Genomic DNA, 16,183 nt, shown 5'->3' with positions numbered 1-16,183 from the left:
TTGCAGAAACGGTTGACGCCTTGCGCCAAAGGCGGTATTTCAGGAAACGCAGAATTTCAATAAACAACAGGGGGAGAGCTTCTCATGCAATATCTGCTTTACCTGATACCGCCGCTCCTGGGAGCGGGCGGGCTGTTTGCCGCTTACAAAATTTACCAGATCGTCCAGGCCACGCCGGCGGGTGAGGGCAGGATCGCCAAGATCGCCGAGCAGATCCATCTGGGGGCGATGGTGTTCATCCGCCGCGAGTATCAGATCCTGGGGGCGTTCGTGGCGGTGCTGTTGCTGCTGCTGTGGAAGTTTCTGGGCTGGCAGACGGCGCTGTGTTTCCTGGCGGGGGCGGCGGCCTCGGCCACCGCCGGCTACATCGGCATGAAGACTGCCACCCGTGCCAACGTCCGCACCACCGTGGCCGCCGCTTCCGGAGATCCCGCCAAGGCGCTGGAGGTGGCCTTCTTCGGAGGTTCCATCATGGGGCTGGCGGTGGCTTCCCTGGGGCTGCTGGGCCTGGGGCTGATGTACCTGTTCTTCGGCGGCGATCCCGAGACTGCCCACGCCCTCCACGGCTTCGGCATGGGGGCGTCGGTGGTGGCGCTGTTCTCCCGTGTCGGCGGCGGCATCTACACCAAGAGCGCCGACGTGGGCGCCGATCTGGTGGGCAAGGTGGAGGCCGGCATCCCCGAGGACGATCCCAGAAATCCCGGGGTGATCGCCGACAACGTGGGCGACAACGTGGGCGACGTGGCCGGGATGGGATCGGACATCTTCGAGTCCTACTGCGGGGCGATGATCGCCACCATCGCCATGGCCTCGACCATGGCCGCCGACGTGCTGGCGCCTGTAGGGTCGCGGTCGGCGCTGATGTTTCTGCCTTTGGCGCTGGCCTCGGCGGGGCTGCTGTCGTCCATCGCCGGCATCTGGCTGGTGCAGAAGAACGCCGACAAGCCGGCCGACAAGGCGCTGCGCATCGGCACCCTGGGGGCGGCGGCGATCTTCATGGGTCTGGCCTTGGTGGTGATCCTGATCGCCGGGGTCAGCGTCAAAGCCTGGTTGGCGGTGCTGGCCGGTTCCCTGGGCGGCATCGTCATCGGTCTGGTGACCGAATACTACACTGGCGGCAGGCCGGTGGAAAAGATCGCCGAATCCGGCGAGACGGGACCGGCGACGGTGATGATCTCCGGTCTGGCCACCGGGATGCAGTCGGTGGTGGTGCCGATTTTGACCATCAGCGCCATCATCTTCCTGGCCGATCGTCTGGTGGGCCTGTACGGGGTCGGCATCGCCGCCGTGGGGATGCTGGCCACCGTCGGCATCACCATGGCCATCGACGCTTACGGCCCGGTGGCGGACAATGCCGGGGGCATCGCCGAGATGGGCGGCCTGGGGGAGGAAACCCGCAAGATCACCGATTCCCTCGACGAGCTGGGCAACACCACCGCCGCCATCGGCAAGGGTTTCGCCATCGGCGCCGCCGCCCTGGCGGCCCTGGCGATCATCACCGCCTACGGCGAGACCATCGCCAGCAGGATGCCGGATTTCTCCCTGCATCTGGGAGACGCCGACGTGCTGGCCGGGCTTTTTATCGGCGGCACCATTCCGCTGCTGATCGCCTCGGTGACCATGACCGCCGTGGGGGATGCCGCTTTCGAAATGATCCAGGAGATCCGCCGCCAGTTCCGTGAGATTCCGGGCCTGCTGGAAGGCAAGGCGGAGCCCGACACCGCCCGCTGCGTGGACATCGCCACCCAGGCGGCATTGAAGAAGATGGTATTGCCAGGGGTGATCGCCGTGGCCGCGCCGGTGATCGTCGGCTTCTGGCTCGGGCCCCAGGCCCTGGGCGGGATGCTCGGCGGGGCGCTGTTGGCCTGCGTGCTGATGGCGCTGATGATGGCCAATGCCGGCGGCGCCTGGGACAACGCCAAGAAATACGTGGAGAAGGGCAATCTCGGTGGCAAAGGTTCCGACGTTCACAAGGCCACCGTAGTGGGCGATACCGTGGGCGACCCCTTCAAGGACACCTCGGGCCCTTCGATGAACATCCTCATCAACGTGATGGCCATCGTCAGCCTGGTGATCGCCCCGCTCCTGGTCTGAGAATCCCAGGGCAGCGGATGCCGGCGGTCTGCGGATCGCCGGTTTTTTTTCTAGCGCAGCACCGCCAACAGCCCGTCCACCACGAACTGGGTCGCCAGCACCGCCAGCAGCAGCCCGGTGAGCCGGGTGACCACGCCGATGCCCCCCAGCCCCAGCACTTGCCGCAGCCAGCGGCCGCTGCAGAAGGCGAGGAACACGACCGTACAGGCGGCCGCAATCACCAGCGTCAGCTCCGGCAACGGTATCCGCCGCGCCGGGTCCTGTTGCCAGACCAGGATCGCGGTGATCGCTCCGGGACCGGCCAGCAAAGGGGTGGCCAGCGGCACCAGGGCGATGTGCTCACTGCGCAGGCTTTCCTGCTCCTCGGCTTCCGAGCTTTTCAGGGCTGCCGGAATCAGGTTGAGCATCTGCAGGGCGTAGATGAAGAAGATCAGCCCGCCGGCGATCTGGAACGCCGGCAGGGTGATGCCGAAGAACCGCAGGATGGCATCGCCGGTGAGGCCGAACAGCAGCAGGATGAGCGCGGCCGAGCCACAGGCGACGGCCGCCGTCCGCAGTTGCTGGCGGATGCCGAACGAAGCGGTGAGGGCCAGAAACAGCGGCAGGTTGCCCACCGGGTCCATGATGATGAGCAGGGGGATGAACAGGGACAGGAATTGGGTTGGGTCCTGTGTGATCATATTGCCACGAAGGCTGCCCGAAAAAGCCCCGATCCAGTTGCGGCGATGTTAAGAGAATAACCACCAGGACGCCAGTCCCAGAAACGCCAAAAAGCCAACCACGTCGGTCACCGTGGTCAGCACCACGCCACCCGCCAGAGCCGGGTCGATGCCCAGTTTGTCCAGCAGCAGCGGAATCATCACTCCGGCGAACGCGGCGCACAGCAGGTTGATGATCATCGCTGCGGCGATCAGCAAGCCGATGTGGAGGGCCTGGAACCAGATGGCGGCGATGACGCCGACCACGATGGCCCATAGTACGCCGTTGATCAGGCCGATGGCGATTTCCCGGGCCAGCAGGGTCCAGACGTTGGCTTCGCCGATTTGTTTCAAGGCCAGGGCGCGGATCACCAGGGTCTGGGTTTGGGTGCCGGCGATGCCCCCCATGCTGGCGACGATGGGCATCAGTACCGCCAGCGCCACTTCCTTCTGGATGGTGTCCTCGAACAGGCCGATGACCCAAGCGGCCAGAAAGGCGGTGACCAGATTGACTCCGAGCCACACCGCCCGCCGTTTGGCGCTTTCGGAAACGGGGGCGAACATGTCGGTTTCTTCCGACAGGCCGGCCTGGCTCATGATGGTGTGTTCGGCCTCGTCGCGGATCACGTCCACCACGTCGTCCACGGTGATGCGGCCGACCAGCCGGCCTTCCTCGTCCACTACCGGGGCCGAAACCCAGTCGTGGTGCTCGAACAGCATCGCCACGTCGGAAGCCGGCAGGGTGGCGGGAATGGCCTCCACTTCCGTGAGCATCAGTTCGCGCACGGTCTTGTGCGGGTCGCTGGTGAGCAGCACCGACAGAGGAAGGACGCCGATCAGCCTGTCGTCCTTGTCCACCACGTAAAGGGCGTCGGTCAGATCCGGCAATTCGCCTCGCTGGCGCAGGTAGCGCAGCACCACGTCGAGGGTGACGTCCGGGCGCACCGTGATGGTGTCGGTGCGCATCAGGCTGCCGGCGGTGTCCTCGGGATAGGTCAGCACCCGTTCCAGGCGGCTGCGGTCATGGCGGCTGAGGGCCTGGACCACCTTGTCGCGGATGGTTTCCGGCAGGTCCTCGACGATATCCGCCAGGTCATCGGGATCGAGGGCCTCGGCGGCTTCGATCAAGTCTTCGGCATCGGTCTTTTCCAGAGCCTTGATAAGGCTGGTACGGACCTCCTCGTGCAGTTCCACCAATACTTCACCGGCCACTTCCGGTGGCAGCAGGCGCCAGACCACCAGACGGTCGGAAGGCTTGAGCGCCTCGAGCAAATCGGCGATTTCCGCGGGGGTCAGGGCCTGAAGCAGCTGTTTGAGCTGGGCGAGTTTGCCGGTTTCCAGGTCCTCGGTCAGTTGTTTTAAGTGGCGTTCGGTATCGTCGTGTTCGGCACTGATGGGCATCGAGGTGTTCCTTGGGGTGTCAAATGCGGATTAAGCACGTGCAATCCGTGCTTTCAAGCTATTCCAACCCACCTAAGAGAATGAGGGCGGTACGGAGAAAGCATACAGGCCGATCTTGGATCGGGCTGCTCGCGGGTTTCGGATTGGCGAACGGTGCTTTGGCATTGCGTTTTCTGTGAGAAGGCGCCTGAAGCGGCCTGCGAAGCAAAAAGCACGTGGGTAGCGTGTCTGCAAGAAAGGGGGCAAGAATCTGCCCCCGGAGAAGAAAGTTCAGATTTTGCCTTCCAGGCCCATCTGATAGTACTTGTGGACGATCTTGTCCTGGTTTTCCAGCAGCCAGTCGATGTCCGGCTGGTTGTGCATGGCCTTGTGGATCGCTTGCGCTGTGGCCTTGCGGTGGATTTCGAACAGGGCCTTGTGGTCGCACTCGTAGTCGGGATCGCCGACCATGGGGTTCAGCCATACCGAGACGATGATGCCCAGGTCGTTGACCCGGTCTTTGGGGATGTCGCCGGCGCGCACGGCGTCGAGCACGCCGTTGGCGATGGCGCCCTGGACCGTACCCATCAGGATGTTGGTGTATTTCTTGGCCATCTTGCCCTTGACGGTGACCTTGCTCACCATCAGGGTCAGAGGGCGGACTTGGACGTCGGTGTTGAGAATGGCGAAGACCCGGCTGTGGCCCGGCACCTGATCGCCGGTGAGGGTGGCCAGGGCGGTGCCGACGGGGCCGTCCAGTTCGCCGATGATGACTTCCGGTTCCGCGGCGGTTCCCGGCGGGCCGCCGGCCACCAGGGCTTCGCCGCTGCGAAGGACGATACGTTCGCTCATGGGTTTTTCTCCATAGATTCGAGTAGCGAAGTCCGTTAGCTTACGGCTTGAAGCGCGAATGTCAAATGGCGGAACCGGGTTATACTAAACCACTTTTTTCAGCTTGCAGGCAGATCCATGAAAGAGATGGAAAAGATCTTTACCGAGCTCATCCAGGCCATCGGCGAGGACGTCAACCGCGAGGGCCTGGTGGACACCCCCAGGCGGGCGGCAGCGGCGTTCCGGTACCTCAACAGCGGTTATCACCAGTCGCTGGAGAACGTCCTCAACAACGCCATTTTCGAAGCCGATACCGAGGACATGGTCATCGTCCGCAACATCGAGCTCTATTCCCTGTGCGAACACCACCTGCTGCCCTTCATCGGCAAGTGCCACGTGGGTTATCTTCCCAGCGGCAAGGTGATCGGTCTGTCCAAGGTGGCCCGCATCGTCGAGATGTACTCGCGTCGGCTGCAGATCCAGGAGCGCCTGACCAAGCAGATCGCCGACGCCATCCAGACCGCCATCGCGCCCCGGGGCGTGGCGGTGGTGATCGAGGCCAAACATCTGTGCATGATGATGCGCGGGGTGGAAAAACAGAACTCGGTGATGACCACCTCGGCGATGCTGGGCCTGTTCCGCGAGCGCATCAGTACCCGTTCCGAGTTTCTCAACCTCATCAACCGCCAGGTTCAGTGAGCCGCGCCGTTCTGCTGGTCAACCTGGGAACGCCGGCGGCGCCGACGCCGAGGGCGGTGCGCCGCTATCTGCGGGAATTTCTGGGCGACAGACGAGTGGTGCCGCTGCCGCGGGCGCTCTGGCTGCCGCTGCTGTATGGCGTCATCGCCCCGCTGCGGTCGCCGCAGGTCGCCAAGGCCTACCGCGGCATCTGGATGGCCGAAGGCTCCCCGCTGGCGGTGTATTCCCGCCGGTTGGCCGAGTCGCTGGCACGGGAGGCTGGTTTGCCGGTGGTGCTGGCGATGCGTTACGGGGAGTCGGATATGGAAACGGCGGTGAAGGAACTGCTGCGTCAGGGCGTGCGGAAGCTGACCGTCATTCCGCTTTATCCCCAGTATTCCCAGACCACCACCGCCTCGGTGTTCGACCGCCTGACGGAGATTCTCGCCCGGCTGCCGGTCCAGCCCGATTTCTGTTTCCGCAGCGACTATCATGACCATCCCGCCTACATCGAAGCGGTGGCCGGCAGCATCCGCGACTTCTGGAAGCGTCAGGGCAGGCCGGAGAAGCTGCTGCTGTCGTTCCACGGCCTGCCGGAAAAAAGCCGTCGCCAGGGGGATCCTTATTACGACCAGTGCGTCACCAGCGCCCGCCTGATCGCCGAGGCTTTGGGGCTCGGCACCGATGACTGGATGCTGGTGTTCCAGTCCCGCTTCGGTCCGGCCCGCTGGCTGGAACCCTATTGTGTCGAGATCCTGCAACGCCTGCCGCAGCAGGGGGTCCGGTCCGTGGACGTGGTCTGCCCCGGGTTTGCGGTGGATTGCCTGGAGACGCTGGAGGAGATCGCCGGCACCAACCGGGAGATCTTCCTCCAGGCGGGGGGAGGGCGGTACCGCTATATCCCCGCCCTCAACGATTCCCCGCGTCATCTTGCCTTGATGCGGACTTTGGCCGAGGAGCGTCATGAAAGACTTGCGTGATTGCGCCTTCTGCCGGATGATGCGCGCCCTGGCCTTCAGTGGCCTGGGGGCGGCCGTCGGTGGTTACGGCGCGCTGTACCTGGGGGCCAGCCGCGAAAACGCCCTGATGGCGGCGGTGGCCGGGGCGGTGATGCTGGTTTTGGGGATGAACCTGCGGGAAAGGCGGCGGCGTTAGAACCAGCGGCGCAGCCAGCCGGGCAGCGGTGCAGGTTCCGGGCGGCGCTGCAGACAGGGGGCGGGCGCTTCGGGCGCCGAGCCTGCGATGAAGGGAAAACGCTGCGCTCCTGGACACTGGTCGTCGGCCCGTCTTCCCGTTTGCGGATCGATCCAAACCCATTCCACCGTCTCGGGAACCGGCAGCTGCAGCGGCTTGCGGGCGATACGGGCGAACAGCCTGGCCCAGATCTGCAAGGCCCCGCGGGCGCCGGTCAGACGGGTGGGGCGGTTGTCGTCGCGGCCGATCCAGGTGACCGCCAGGTAATCGCCGCTGAAACCCGCGAACCAGCTGTCGCGCAGGCCGTTGGTGGTGCCGGTCTTGCCGGCCACCGTCAGCGTCTTCGGCAGGATGCGGTAGGCGCTGCTGCCGGTGCCTGCGGTCATCACTTCCTCCAGCACGGTGTCGAGCAGATAGACGGGACCGCTGTCGAGGGTTTGCTTCAGGGCCAGGGGATAGCGTTGCAGTGGCGTGCCGTCGTTGGCCAGGATCGCCTGAATGGCCCTGAGCGGCATGGCGAAGCCCTGATTGGCCAGGGTCTGATACATCTGGGCCACTTCCAGCGGGGTCAGCGACGCCGCCCCCAGCAGCATCGAGGGATAGAGCTTGAGGGGGCGGCTGACCCCCAGCCGGCGTACCGTGCGCGCCACGTGGGAGAGGCCCACCTCCATCCCCAGGTGCACCGTGGCCAGATTGTAGGAATGGGCCAGGGCGGTGTGCAGGGGGACCTGGCCGTGGACCTTGCGGTCGTAGTTGTGGGGCCGCCAAAAGGTGCCGTCGGGGTTTCTGAGCCGTACCGGGGTGTCCGGGATTGAGGTGATCAGGGTGTAGCGTTCGGGCTGCATCAGGGCGGTCAGATAGACGGCCGGTTTGATGAGGGAGCCGACCGGACGTACGCTGTCGATGGCCCGGTTGAAGCCGGCCTGGCGCGGATCGCGGCCACCGAGGAAGGCGACGATTTCACCGCTGCCGCGGCGGGTGACCACGGCAGCGGTCTGTAGTCCTTTGATGTGGTAGCCCTTTTCCAGCCGCGGCAGCACCTCGCCGACGGTCCGTTCCAGGGTGTCCTGGACGCGGATGTCGAGGGTGGTGAAGATTTTGAGCCCCTCCGATGTCAACGCTTCTTCGGGATATTCCAGCCGTAGCTGGCGTTTCACCAGGTCGAGGAAGGCGGGATAGCGGGCGCTGGGGCGGTGGAAATAGGGGGTGACGTCCAGGGGCTGGCGTTTGGCCTGTTTCCAGCTTAGGTCGTCGATGATACCCTGACGGTGAAGGATGTCGAGGACCAGGTTGCGCCGTTTCAATGCCCTTTCGGGGTGGCGGCGCGGATCGTAGTAGGCCGGTCCCCGCACCAGACCGACGAGCAGGGCGATGTGAGGCAATTGCAGTTCGCCCAGGCTGCGGCTGAAGTAGTATTCGCTCGCCAGACCGAAGCCGTGGATCGCCCGGGCGCCGTCCTGGCCCAGGTAGATTTCGTTCAGATAGGCTTCGAGGATCTCGTCCTTGTCATAGCGGGCCTCCAGAATCAGCGCCATCAGCGCCTCGTTGAGCTTGCGGGTCAGGCGCCGCTCCGAGGACAGGAAGAAATTCTTCACCAGCTGCTGGGTCAGGGTGCTACCCCCCTGGACGATTCGGCCCGCACGCAGATCGGCCCACAGGGCCCGGGCGATGGCGCGGGGGGAAAGCCCGTGGTGCCGGTAGAAGTCCCGGTCTTCCACCGCCAGCAACGTCTGGATCAGCAGCGGCGGCACCTGATCCAGCTTGACCAGAATGCGGTCTTCCTTGTGGGCGGGATAGAAGCTGCCGATCTGGACCGGTTCCAGCCTCAGCAGCGGCACCCTACCGCCGTGGTCGAGGTCCTCGATGGCGGCGATGCGGTGGCTGCGAAAGCGCACCCGGAGCCGCTGGCTGTCTTCGGGGCCGTCTGGGAAACGAAACGCCCGTGTCCTGAGGGTCAGCGCCTGGCGCCGACGGTAGTAGCTGCCCTGGCTGCCCAGATGGCGGTCGCGGCGATAGTTCAGCAGGGTCAGCAGGTGTTCGGTTTCCGCCAGCGAAAAGGCGGCTCCCGGGTAAAGCTCGACCGGAACGGCGTACACGCTGGCCGGCAGCGTCCAGCGCCGGCCTTCGAATTGGTGCCGGACCCGGTAGTCCAGATAGGCCAGATAGAGAGCGCCGACAAGCGCGGCGCAGGCCAGCGACCCCCAAAGCAGTTGCCGCAGCCAACGTCGCCAAAGGGAAGGCTGCGGGCGGCGTTTTTCCACGGCGCGCCGACGCCGGGAGGCTTTGGTCATGAATCAGTGGTTGAGCTGGTGTTGCCGGGGATCCGAATCGAGAAAGGGTTGCAAGGGAACGGAGTTGCCGGGAAGCAGTTGCAGTTCCGGCTTCCCCATCAGAAACCCCTGGGCGTAATCGACCCCCAGCTGGTGCAGAAGTTGCAAGATCTCTGGCGTTTCGACGAATTCGGCGATCACCTGTTTGCCCAGGTTGTGGGCGATTTTCACCATGGCCTCCACCAGCATGCGGTCGGTGGGGTCGTGGGGGAGGTTGAGAACGAACTGGCCGTCGATTTTGATGTAATGGACTGGAATGTTCTTCAGGTGCTCGAAGGAATTGAAGCCGGTGCCGAAATCGTCCAGGGCGAAGCGGCAGCCGAGGGCGCCGAGTTTGGCGATCATCTCCCGGGTGCGCTCGAAATTGGTGATGGTGGCGGTTTCGGTGATTTCGAAGATCAGCCTTTTGGCGGGAACCCAGGTGGCCTTGAGCTTTTCCTCCAGCAGCGGCAGCAGCTGGCGGTTCTGAAACGCGTGGCCGGACAGATTGATCGTCAGGGCCAGATGTGACTGGTTTTGGGGCAGGCTGGCGAGAAAGTCGATGGCGTGCTCGACCACCCACAGATCGATGGCGTGGATCAGCCCCATGCGTTCGGCCACCGGGATGAAGCGCTCCGGCGTCAGGATCTCGCCGTCTTCCCGGCGCAGGCGCAGCAGTACCTCGTAATGGCTGACGAGCCCGTCGCTGATGCGGATCACCGGCTGGAACACCAGGAAGAAGCGGTCGTGACGCAGCGCTTCGCGGATCAGGGGCACCCACTGGATGTCGTGGAAGTGGGTGGCGGTCATGTCCTTGGGATCGTACAGGTTGACTAGGTTGCGGCCCCGGTTTTTGGCGATGTAACAGGCCTGATGGGCCTGGGCCAACAGTTCGTTGGGATGCTTGGGCGGGCCGCCGGGCTCGAGCAGGGCGACGCCGATGCTGATGGAAATGTGGTAGCAGTCGTTGGAGGTCAGGAAACGGAAGGATTCCACCGCCTGGCGGATCTTTTCCCCGGTGGCCAGGGCCTGGTGGCGGTCACAGTTGGGCAGATAGAGGCAGAATTCGTCCGCACCGATACGGGCCAGCTCGTATTTTCCCTGTAGCTGCTGGCGGATGACGTTGACCAGCTCGACCAGGAGACGGTCACCACTGTCGTGGCCCTCCAGATCGTTGATGACGTTGAAGCGGTCGATGTCCAGATATAGGAGGGCGGCCGGCTGCTTGTAGGCCTGACAGCGATGCAGCGCCAGCTGCAGGGTTTGCTCCAGCTGGCGGCGGTTGCCCACCCCGGTGAGTTCGTCGTGCAGGATCAGGTATTTGAGGCGGGCCTCGAGAATTTTGTGTTCCGCCAGCTCGGTGAGGATTCGTTCCTGTTGGGCCAGGGTATGATCGCGTTCATGCTTGAGAATCAACGACAGTTGCACCAGAGGCAGGAATTCCTGAGCCCGGATCGGTTTCTCCACCAGAGTGACGCCGGCGCCCTGGAGCGCCATCAGGTCTTTGAGGTGCGGTGCCTCGATGCGTTTGGGATCGAAAAGCACGACGACGGGGATGCGGTATTCGCCTTGCTCGTCGGCCAGGGAGCGGCACAGCGCCACGATGTCGCAGTCTTCCAGTTCGAGGCTGAGGATGAGAAGGCCGATGTCGCAGGGTTTGGTCTGTTGCAGCAGCTTTCTCAACGCCTTGCCGTCGCCCACGCTTTCCAGGCGGGAAAAGCCGTGCTGGGACAGAATCTGATGGATTTGCCGGGCGTGGTGTTCGTTGGCTTCCGCAATCAGAATCCGTTTGTTGAAGGCGAGGGCGGCAGGCGATGGCATGAACCGGATCCAGCAGTTCCTTTGTTGTTGTGAGTGTACTTATAGCCTATTTTTAACAGGCAGGCCACAAACTGTGACCGCTTGCATACAACGACCGGGGGAAAGCATGAACCATACGCCACCGAACTCCTGGGAAACGGGGCTCGACATTGACAGTCTGCTTCGGGGGGACGTGCAACTGGCCTCGTCGCCGGAGATCTATCGCAAACTCTGCCAGATCATCGAGGACCCCCGCAAGACGGTACGGGACGCCGAGCAGGTGATCGAGCACGATCCCGGCGTGAGCGCCCGGCTGTTGCGCTTGGTCAACAGCGCTTTTTATGGGTTTCCGAGGCAGATCGTTTCCATCGCCCACGCCATTTCTCTCATCGGCATGGAGGCGTTGCGCCAGTTGGTGCTGGCGACCACCGTTATCGAGCGTTTCGGCCGCTACGCCAATCCGCTGATGGAGATGCGGGTCTTCTGGCACATGAGCGTTTGGGGCGCCCTGTTGGCGCGAGAACTGGGGCGTCACAGCAGGATGGAACCGGATCTTGAGCCGTTGTTCGTCTGCGGGTTGCTGCACGAGATCGGCCGTCTGGTGATCTATGCCAAGATTCCCGAGCTGGCCCGGGCCGCATTGCTGCTGGCCGAAGGCGGCGCGTTCGACGAAACCGAAGCGGAGCGCCTCACCTATGGCTTCGACCATTATCAACTGGCCGCGGAACTGGCGCGGCGCTGGCAATTGCCCCAGGTGATCGTCACCACCCTGGCTTGGCACGGGCGCCCCGAGGAAGCGGAGGACTTCCGGGAGCAGACCGCCATCGTCACCGCCTCCCTGGTCCTGAGCCGGAACAAGGTATTGGGGCTGGGCATCGAGAAACTCCCTCCACATTACAAAGAATGGCTCGCCCTGGCGGCGGTTTCCGATGCGGCTTTGGAACAGGCGCAAGCCCAGGCGGACGAACAGTTCGACGCGGTTTCCAATCTGCTGCTGGGAAGCTGAACCGGCCCTGAAGGTTTTGCCGCCACGCCGGAACCAGTATACTTCGACAGGTCGGACGCATACCCATAACGATAATGAGAAAAGGCCATGAACGCCAATACCGAGCAAGCCGAAGCCCGTATGCCGCGCCGTTCCCTCGTCAGCCATCTGCGCGGTTTGATTTACGATCACACTTTCGCCAAACTGACCATCGACTGGTACCGGGCGGTCCTGGAACGGCTGCCAGCCGGGGCGGTGGTGCTAGACGTCGGTATCGGCACCGGCGGGGCGGTGGCGGCCAACGCCACGCTGATCCGACGCAAGGCGTTGAAAATCCTAGGTATCGATATCGACCCGGACTACGTGACCCGCTGCCGCCAGGCCCTCGAGCGCGCCGGTCTGAGCGGGCAAGTCAAAGTGCAGCTGGAGTCGGTTTACGATCACCAGGGCGGTCCCTATGATGCGGTCTACTTCAGCGGCAGTTTCATGCTGTTGCCGGACCCGGTCACTGCGCTCGCGCACGTGCTTTCCCTGCTCAAACCCGAAGGGCGGGTCTATTTCACCCAGACCTTCCATGAGCGTCGTTCGCCGCTGGCGGAAAAGATCAAGCCGATGCTGCACAAGGTGACGACCATCCATTTCGGCCAGGTCACCTATTGGGACGATTTCCGCAGGGTCGCTGAAGCGGCCGACGCCGAGGTGGTCGATAACGTGGTGCTCGGGCGGATGCGTAATGCGACCTTTCGCCTGATCGAGGTCAAACCCCGCACTGCCGCCTGATGCCAAGGCCGCAGACGCCCCTGCTCGCCGCCGACGTGATCATCGAGCTGGGCGACCGCCCGGGGCGGCCGATCGTGCTCATCGAACGCAAGTATCCGCCGGCAGGGTGGGCCATCCCGGGTGGTTTCGTCGAGATCGGTGAAACCGTGGAGCGGGCGGCTTTGCGGGAGATGGTCGAGGAGACCGGCCTGAAGGTGCGGCTTTTGGCGTTGCTCGGGGTGTATTCCGATCCCCGCCGCGATCCCCGCGGTCATACCGTGACCGTGGTCTTCGTCGGGGAAGCCGCCGGCATGCCACGGGCGGCCGACGATGCCCGCACGGTAATCGTCGTCGATCCCGATCGGCCGCCCCGGCCGCTGGCCTTCGACCATGCCGGCGTGCTGGCCGACTACCGCCGTTTCCGCGAAAGCGGTCGGCCGGCGCCGCTGCGTCCCAACGGCTGGGAGCGATGGCCGCTCTGACCATCGGCGCGCTGGCGCGTCGTGCCGGCGTTCACGTGGAAACCATCCGTTACTACCAGCGCTTGGGATTGCTGCCCGTTCCGGAAAGGCCCCCGTCCGGTTTTCGCCGCTACCGGGAAGCGGACTTGCAGCGCCTGCGCTTCATCAAGCGGGCCCAGCGTATGGGTTTCAGCCTGCGGGAAATCGGCGAACTGCTCCGTTTGGAACAGGCCGATTGCCGTCAGGTCCAACAACTGGCGGAACAAAAACTGGCCCAGGTGGAGGCCAGGTTGGCGGAGCTGGAGCGTCTGCGGACGGTACTGGCCGAGGCCGTCGGCAGCTGTAGAAAGCAACCGACTTCCGGGTGCGAGCTGTTGCGCCGTTTGCTGGCGGACGAGGCTTGACTCCGTAGCCTGCTCCGGGCGTAGGATGAAGCTTTCCCCCAACGGAGGAGACGAGATGGCGACCGAGATGCAAACCGGAACGACCAAGGTGGAGAAGACCGCCGCGCCCAAGTGGTTCGGCGTCGGCGCGGTGCTGGCGGCTGTGGGCGCCTCCCTTTGCTGCGTGGGGCCGTTCGTCCTGGTGCTGCTGGGCGTGGGGGGCAGCTGGATGAGTTCGTTGGTGGCGTTGTCGCCTTACCGCCCGTTGTTCATCGTCCTGACCCTGGCGTTACTCGGCGGCGCCTTTTACAGGCTCTATCTGCAACCCTGTGGGGAAGGGGCCGCCTGTGCTGCACCACAGGTCCGGCGGCGGCAGCGCTTAGTCTTCTGGATTCTGACCGTGGCGATCCTGGCTCTGATCGCCTTCCCCTGGTATGCCCCCTGGTTTCTCGACTGATTGAGGTGAAGCGATGTTGCGAGGTGCGATTCTGATAACGGTTCTGACGCTGGGATGGCTCCCGCTCTCTCCTGCGGCGGTGGCGCCGGAAGCCGCCCGGCCGCTGCAGCAGGTGACCCTGACGGTGAAGAACATGAGCTGCGCCATGTGCAAATACACAGTGGAGAACGCCCTCAAGCAGGTGGAGGGGGTGCAGTCCGCCAAGGTGGACATGGCGCGGGGAACCGCGGAGGTAGTGTTCGATCCGGCCCGGGTGTCGCCGGAGCGGCTGGCCCAGGCGGTCAGCGATGCCGGCTATCCGGCAGCGGTGAAGCGGTAGGCGTCGCTGTCAGCTGGGTGCGGATGGCGGCCAGGCGTCCTCCGTGACCCTGTGAAGCCATCCCTGGACGCTCGATACCCGGCCATCCAGGCCGGGTACACCCTGCGGACACCTGGCCGCCATCTGCGGCTTGGATCATTGTTGGTCTTTACCGGGTCTGCTTGACGAGACGTTGTTTCTCCCGCTGCCAGTCGCGTTCACGCTCGACGGCGCGCTTGTCGTAAAGCTTCTTGCCCTTGGCAAGGCCAATTTCCAGCTTGACCCAATTCTTCTTCCAGTACAGCTTCAGCGGCACCAGCGTGTAGCCGCGCCGTTCCACCTGGCCGATGAGCTTGTGCAGCTCCTGCTTGTGCAGCAACAGCTTGCGGGTGCGGGTGGGATCCGCTTGCACGTGGGTCGAGGCCGAGGGCAGCGGGGTGATGTGGGCGCCGAACAGCCAGGCCTCGCCGTCCTTGATGAGGACGTAGCTCTCCGCCAGGCTGGCCCGGCCGGCGCGCAGGCTCTTGACCTCCCAGCCCTCCAGGGCCAATCCGGCCTCGTAGGTTTCCTCGATGAAATAGTCGTGCCGCGCGCGCCGGTTGACGGCGATGACGTTGCCGGAATCCTTGTTTTTTTTCTTGCTGGCCATAATTTTGCTATTTTATCCGAATTTAGCTTGCAAGCGCTGAATTTTGCCGATCCGGAAATCATGAAGACCATTCACCGCAGTGCCCTGGTCCGCTATCCGGCCATGAAGATGTTCGAACTGGTGGACGACATTGAAGCCTATCCCGAATTTCTGCCCTGGTGCCGCCGCAGCCGCATTCTCCGCCGCGAGGGCGATGTGGTGGAGGCGGAGCTGGAGATCTCCCGCGGCGCCTTCCAGCAGGCTTTCGCCACCCGCAACGTCAACGTACCCGGGCAGGAGATCCGCATGACCCTGCTGCACGGCCCCTTCAGCCATCTGGAGGGGCTGTGGCGGTTCCAGCCCCTGCGCGAGGACGCCAGCAAGATCAGCCTGGAGCTGAGCTTCGAGATGAATTCCCGTCTGGGGGCGTTGGCTTTCGGGGCGGTGTTCAATCAGATCTGTGAAACCATGGTCGGCGCCTTCACTCAGCGGGCCCGGCAGCGCTATGGCTGACTGGGTGGAAGTGGTCTACGCTTTGCCGGAGATCCAGGTGGTGCGTCGTCTGCCCTGGCATGAGGGGATGACGGTGGCCGAGGCGATCGAAGCCTGCGGCCTGACGGCGCGTTTCCCGGAGATCGACCTCGAACGACAGCCGGTTGGCGTTTTCGGCCGGATCTGCCCGTTGACACGCGAATTGCGGCCTGGGGAACGGGTGGAGATCTACCGTCCGCTGCGGTGTGATCCCAAGGAGGCCCGGCGCCTGCGGGTGCGGCAGCCTAGAACAGGTGGCGGAAGAAACCGCCGATGATCTCAAAGATGCCCCGCTGGCGCTGCCGCGGCGGCACCTCCACGGTGACGATTTCCGGTTCGGCCAGTCCCTTGCTGGGGTGGGGACGGAAATCGCCCTGCAGGCCTGTGAGGCGCTGATCCTCGAAAAAGACCGTCAGGCGTTGCAGCTCCATCGCCCCGCCGCCTTTGCGAAAGCTGTAGACGTAGTCCCAGCGCTGGGGGAAGAAGACGTCATCCAATAGGGGACTGCCGAGGACGTAGCGGACCTGGTTGGGGGTCATGCCCGGCCGCAGCTGATCGACCTGCTTCTGGGTGACGATGTTTCCCTGTTGAACGTCGATTTTGTAAACGCAACCGGTGACCTGGGTTGCCAAACAGGCGATAATAATGAGATGCTTTTTCATCATGTGCCAAGGCAGCCTTATCCACAGGCCGGCCA

Annotated in this window: 19 protein-coding genes; 12 read left to right on the top strand and 7 right to left on the bottom strand. The window is 63.9% G+C overall.

All coding sequences use genetic code 11. The annotated features are described in order from the left end of the window. Positions 1 to 84: 84 nt before the first annotated feature. Entirely contained in the window at positions 85 to 2,094 is a 2,010-nt protein-coding gene (locus tag MIN45_RS11565) for a sodium-translocating pyrophosphatase (RefSeq protein ID WP_286292411.1), read from the top strand. 50 nt (positions 2,095 to 2,144) lie between these two features. Here MIN45_RS11565 and MIN45_RS11560 read toward each other — a convergent pair whose 3' ends face one another. From MIN45_RS11560 to MIN45_RS11550, 3 genes are all read right to left on the bottom strand, one after another. After that, positions 2,145 to 2,774, bottom strand: coding sequence for a MarC family protein (locus tag MIN45_RS11560; RefSeq protein WP_286292410.1), 630 nt, complete (start codon positions 2,772 to 2,774; stop codon positions 2,145 to 2,147). Between the two features lie 48 nt (positions 2,775 to 2,822). Beyond that, positions 2,823 to 4,193: a magnesium transporter gene (gene mgtE, locus MIN45_RS11555; protein ID WP_286292409.1), complete on the bottom strand. Its 1,371-nt coding sequence runs from the start codon at positions 4,191 to 4,193 to the stop codon at positions 2,823 to 2,825. 270 nt (positions 4,194 to 4,463) lie between these two features. After that, a complete protein-coding gene (locus tag MIN45_RS11550; protein WP_286292408.1) occupies positions 4,464 to 5,024 on the bottom strand; it encodes a formaldehyde-activating enzyme in 561 nt (186 codons plus the stop codon). A gap of 117 nt (positions 5,025 to 5,141) precedes the next feature. Here MIN45_RS11550 and folE point away from each other — a divergent pair, with 117 nt between their 5' ends. The 3 genes from folE to MIN45_RS11535 are packed head-to-tail and all read left to right on the top strand — an operon-like array spanning position 5,142 to position 6,836. Beyond that, a complete protein-coding gene (gene folE / locus MIN45_RS11545; protein ID WP_422732663.1) occupies positions 5,142 to 5,702 on the top strand; it encodes a GTP cyclohydrolase I FolE in 561 nt (186 codons plus the stop codon). Next, positions 5,699 to 6,661, top strand: coding sequence for a ferrochelatase (gene hemH, locus MIN45_RS11540; protein WP_286292407.1), 963 nt, complete (start codon positions 5,699 to 5,701; stop codon positions 6,659 to 6,661). Before folE ends, hemH begins: the two co-directional genes overlap by 4 nt. After that, on the top strand, positions 6,645 to 6,836 hold the full coding sequence (locus MIN45_RS11535) for a hypothetical protein (protein WP_286292406.1): 192 nt from the start codon (positions 6,645 to 6,647) through the stop codon (positions 6,834 to 6,836). The genes hemH and MIN45_RS11535 overlap by 17 nt, the downstream gene beginning before the upstream one ends. Here MIN45_RS11535 and mrcB read toward each other — a convergent pair. Further along, the gene (mrcB, locus tag MIN45_RS11530; RefSeq protein ID WP_286292404.1) at positions 6,833 to 9,166 is read right to left on the bottom strand and encodes a penicillin-binding protein 1B; all 2,334 of its coding nucleotides are present in this window, start codon (positions 9,164 to 9,166) and stop codon (positions 6,833 to 6,835) included. The genes MIN45_RS11535 and mrcB overlap by 4 nt on opposite strands. A gap of 3 nt (positions 9,167 to 9,169) precedes the next feature. Continuing rightward, positions 9,170 to 11,005: an EAL domain-containing response regulator gene (locus MIN45_RS11525; protein WP_286292403.1), complete on the bottom strand. Its 1,836-nt coding sequence runs from the start codon at positions 11,003 to 11,005 to the stop codon at positions 9,170 to 9,172. Between the two features lie 106 nt (positions 11,006 to 11,111). Here MIN45_RS11525 and MIN45_RS11520 point away from each other — a divergent pair, with 106 nt between their 5' ends. The 6 genes from MIN45_RS11520 (at position 11,112) to MIN45_RS11495 (ending at position 14,348) form a co-directional block, all read left to right on the top strand. After that, a complete protein-coding gene (locus MIN45_RS11520; protein ID WP_286292402.1) occupies positions 11,112 to 11,990 on the top strand; it encodes an HDOD domain-containing protein in 879 nt (292 codons plus the stop codon). Between the two features lie 87 nt (positions 11,991 to 12,077). Further along, a complete protein-coding gene (locus tag MIN45_RS11515; protein ID WP_286292401.1) occupies positions 12,078 to 12,749 on the top strand; it encodes a class I SAM-dependent methyltransferase in 672 nt (223 codons plus the stop codon). Next, complete coding sequence (locus MIN45_RS11510) at positions 12,749 to 13,210, top strand: NUDIX domain-containing protein (protein WP_286292400.1); 462 nt, start codon at positions 12,749 to 12,751, stop codon at positions 13,208 to 13,210. The genes MIN45_RS11515 and MIN45_RS11510 overlap by 1 nt, the downstream gene beginning before the upstream one ends. Further along, on the top strand, positions 13,198 to 13,593 hold the full coding sequence (locus tag MIN45_RS11505) for a MerR family transcriptional regulator (RefSeq protein WP_286292399.1): 396 nt from the start codon (positions 13,198 to 13,200) through the stop codon (positions 13,591 to 13,593). Before MIN45_RS11510 ends, MIN45_RS11505 begins: the two co-directional genes overlap by 13 nt. Positions 13,594 to 13,648: 55 nt before the next feature. After that, a complete protein-coding gene (locus MIN45_RS11500) occupies positions 13,649 to 14,029 on the top strand; it encodes a mercuric transporter MerT family protein (RefSeq protein WP_337250346.1) in 381 nt (126 codons plus the stop codon). Between the two features lie 13 nt (positions 14,030 to 14,042). After that, positions 14,043 to 14,348: a heavy-metal-associated domain-containing protein gene (locus tag MIN45_RS11495; RefSeq protein WP_286292398.1), complete on the top strand. Its 306-nt coding sequence runs from the start codon at positions 14,043 to 14,045 to the stop codon at positions 14,346 to 14,348. Positions 14,349 to 14,496: 148 nt separating this feature from the next. Here the strand turns inward: MIN45_RS11495 and smpB are convergent, their stop codons facing one another. After that, complete coding sequence (smpB, locus tag MIN45_RS11490) at positions 14,497 to 14,976, bottom strand: SsrA-binding protein SmpB (RefSeq protein WP_286292397.1); 480 nt, start codon at positions 14,974 to 14,976, stop codon at positions 14,497 to 14,499. 60 nt (positions 14,977 to 15,036) lie between these two features. Between smpB and MIN45_RS11485 the strand changes: the two genes are divergently transcribed. Both MIN45_RS11485 and MIN45_RS11480 read left to right on the top strand, forming a co-directional pair. Next, entirely contained in the window at positions 15,037 to 15,468 is a 432-nt protein-coding gene (locus MIN45_RS11485; RefSeq protein WP_286292396.1) for a type II toxin-antitoxin system RatA family toxin, read from the top strand. Then, complete coding sequence (locus MIN45_RS11480) at positions 15,461 to 15,763, top strand: RnfH family protein (protein ID WP_286292394.1); 303 nt, start codon at positions 15,461 to 15,463, stop codon at positions 15,761 to 15,763. Before MIN45_RS11485 ends, MIN45_RS11480 begins: the two co-directional genes overlap by 8 nt. Here MIN45_RS11480 and MIN45_RS11475 read toward each other — a convergent pair. Beyond that, positions 15,732 to 16,151, bottom strand: coding sequence for an outer membrane protein assembly factor BamE (locus MIN45_RS11475; RefSeq protein WP_286292393.1), 420 nt, complete (start codon positions 16,149 to 16,151; stop codon positions 15,732 to 15,734). The two genes, MIN45_RS11480 and MIN45_RS11475, sit on opposite strands and share 32 nt — an antisense overlap. Positions 16,152 to 16,183: the final 32 nt, after the last annotated feature.

The organism is Methylomarinovum tepidoasis (genome assembly GCF_030294985.1).
Classification (GTDB): Bacteria; Pseudomonadota; Gammaproteobacteria; order Methylococcales; family Methylothermaceae; genus Methylohalobius; species Methylohalobius tepidoasis.
The sequence above is the reverse complement of the archived record's forward strand: the minus strand, read 5'-3'. Positions and strand labels throughout refer to the sequence as shown.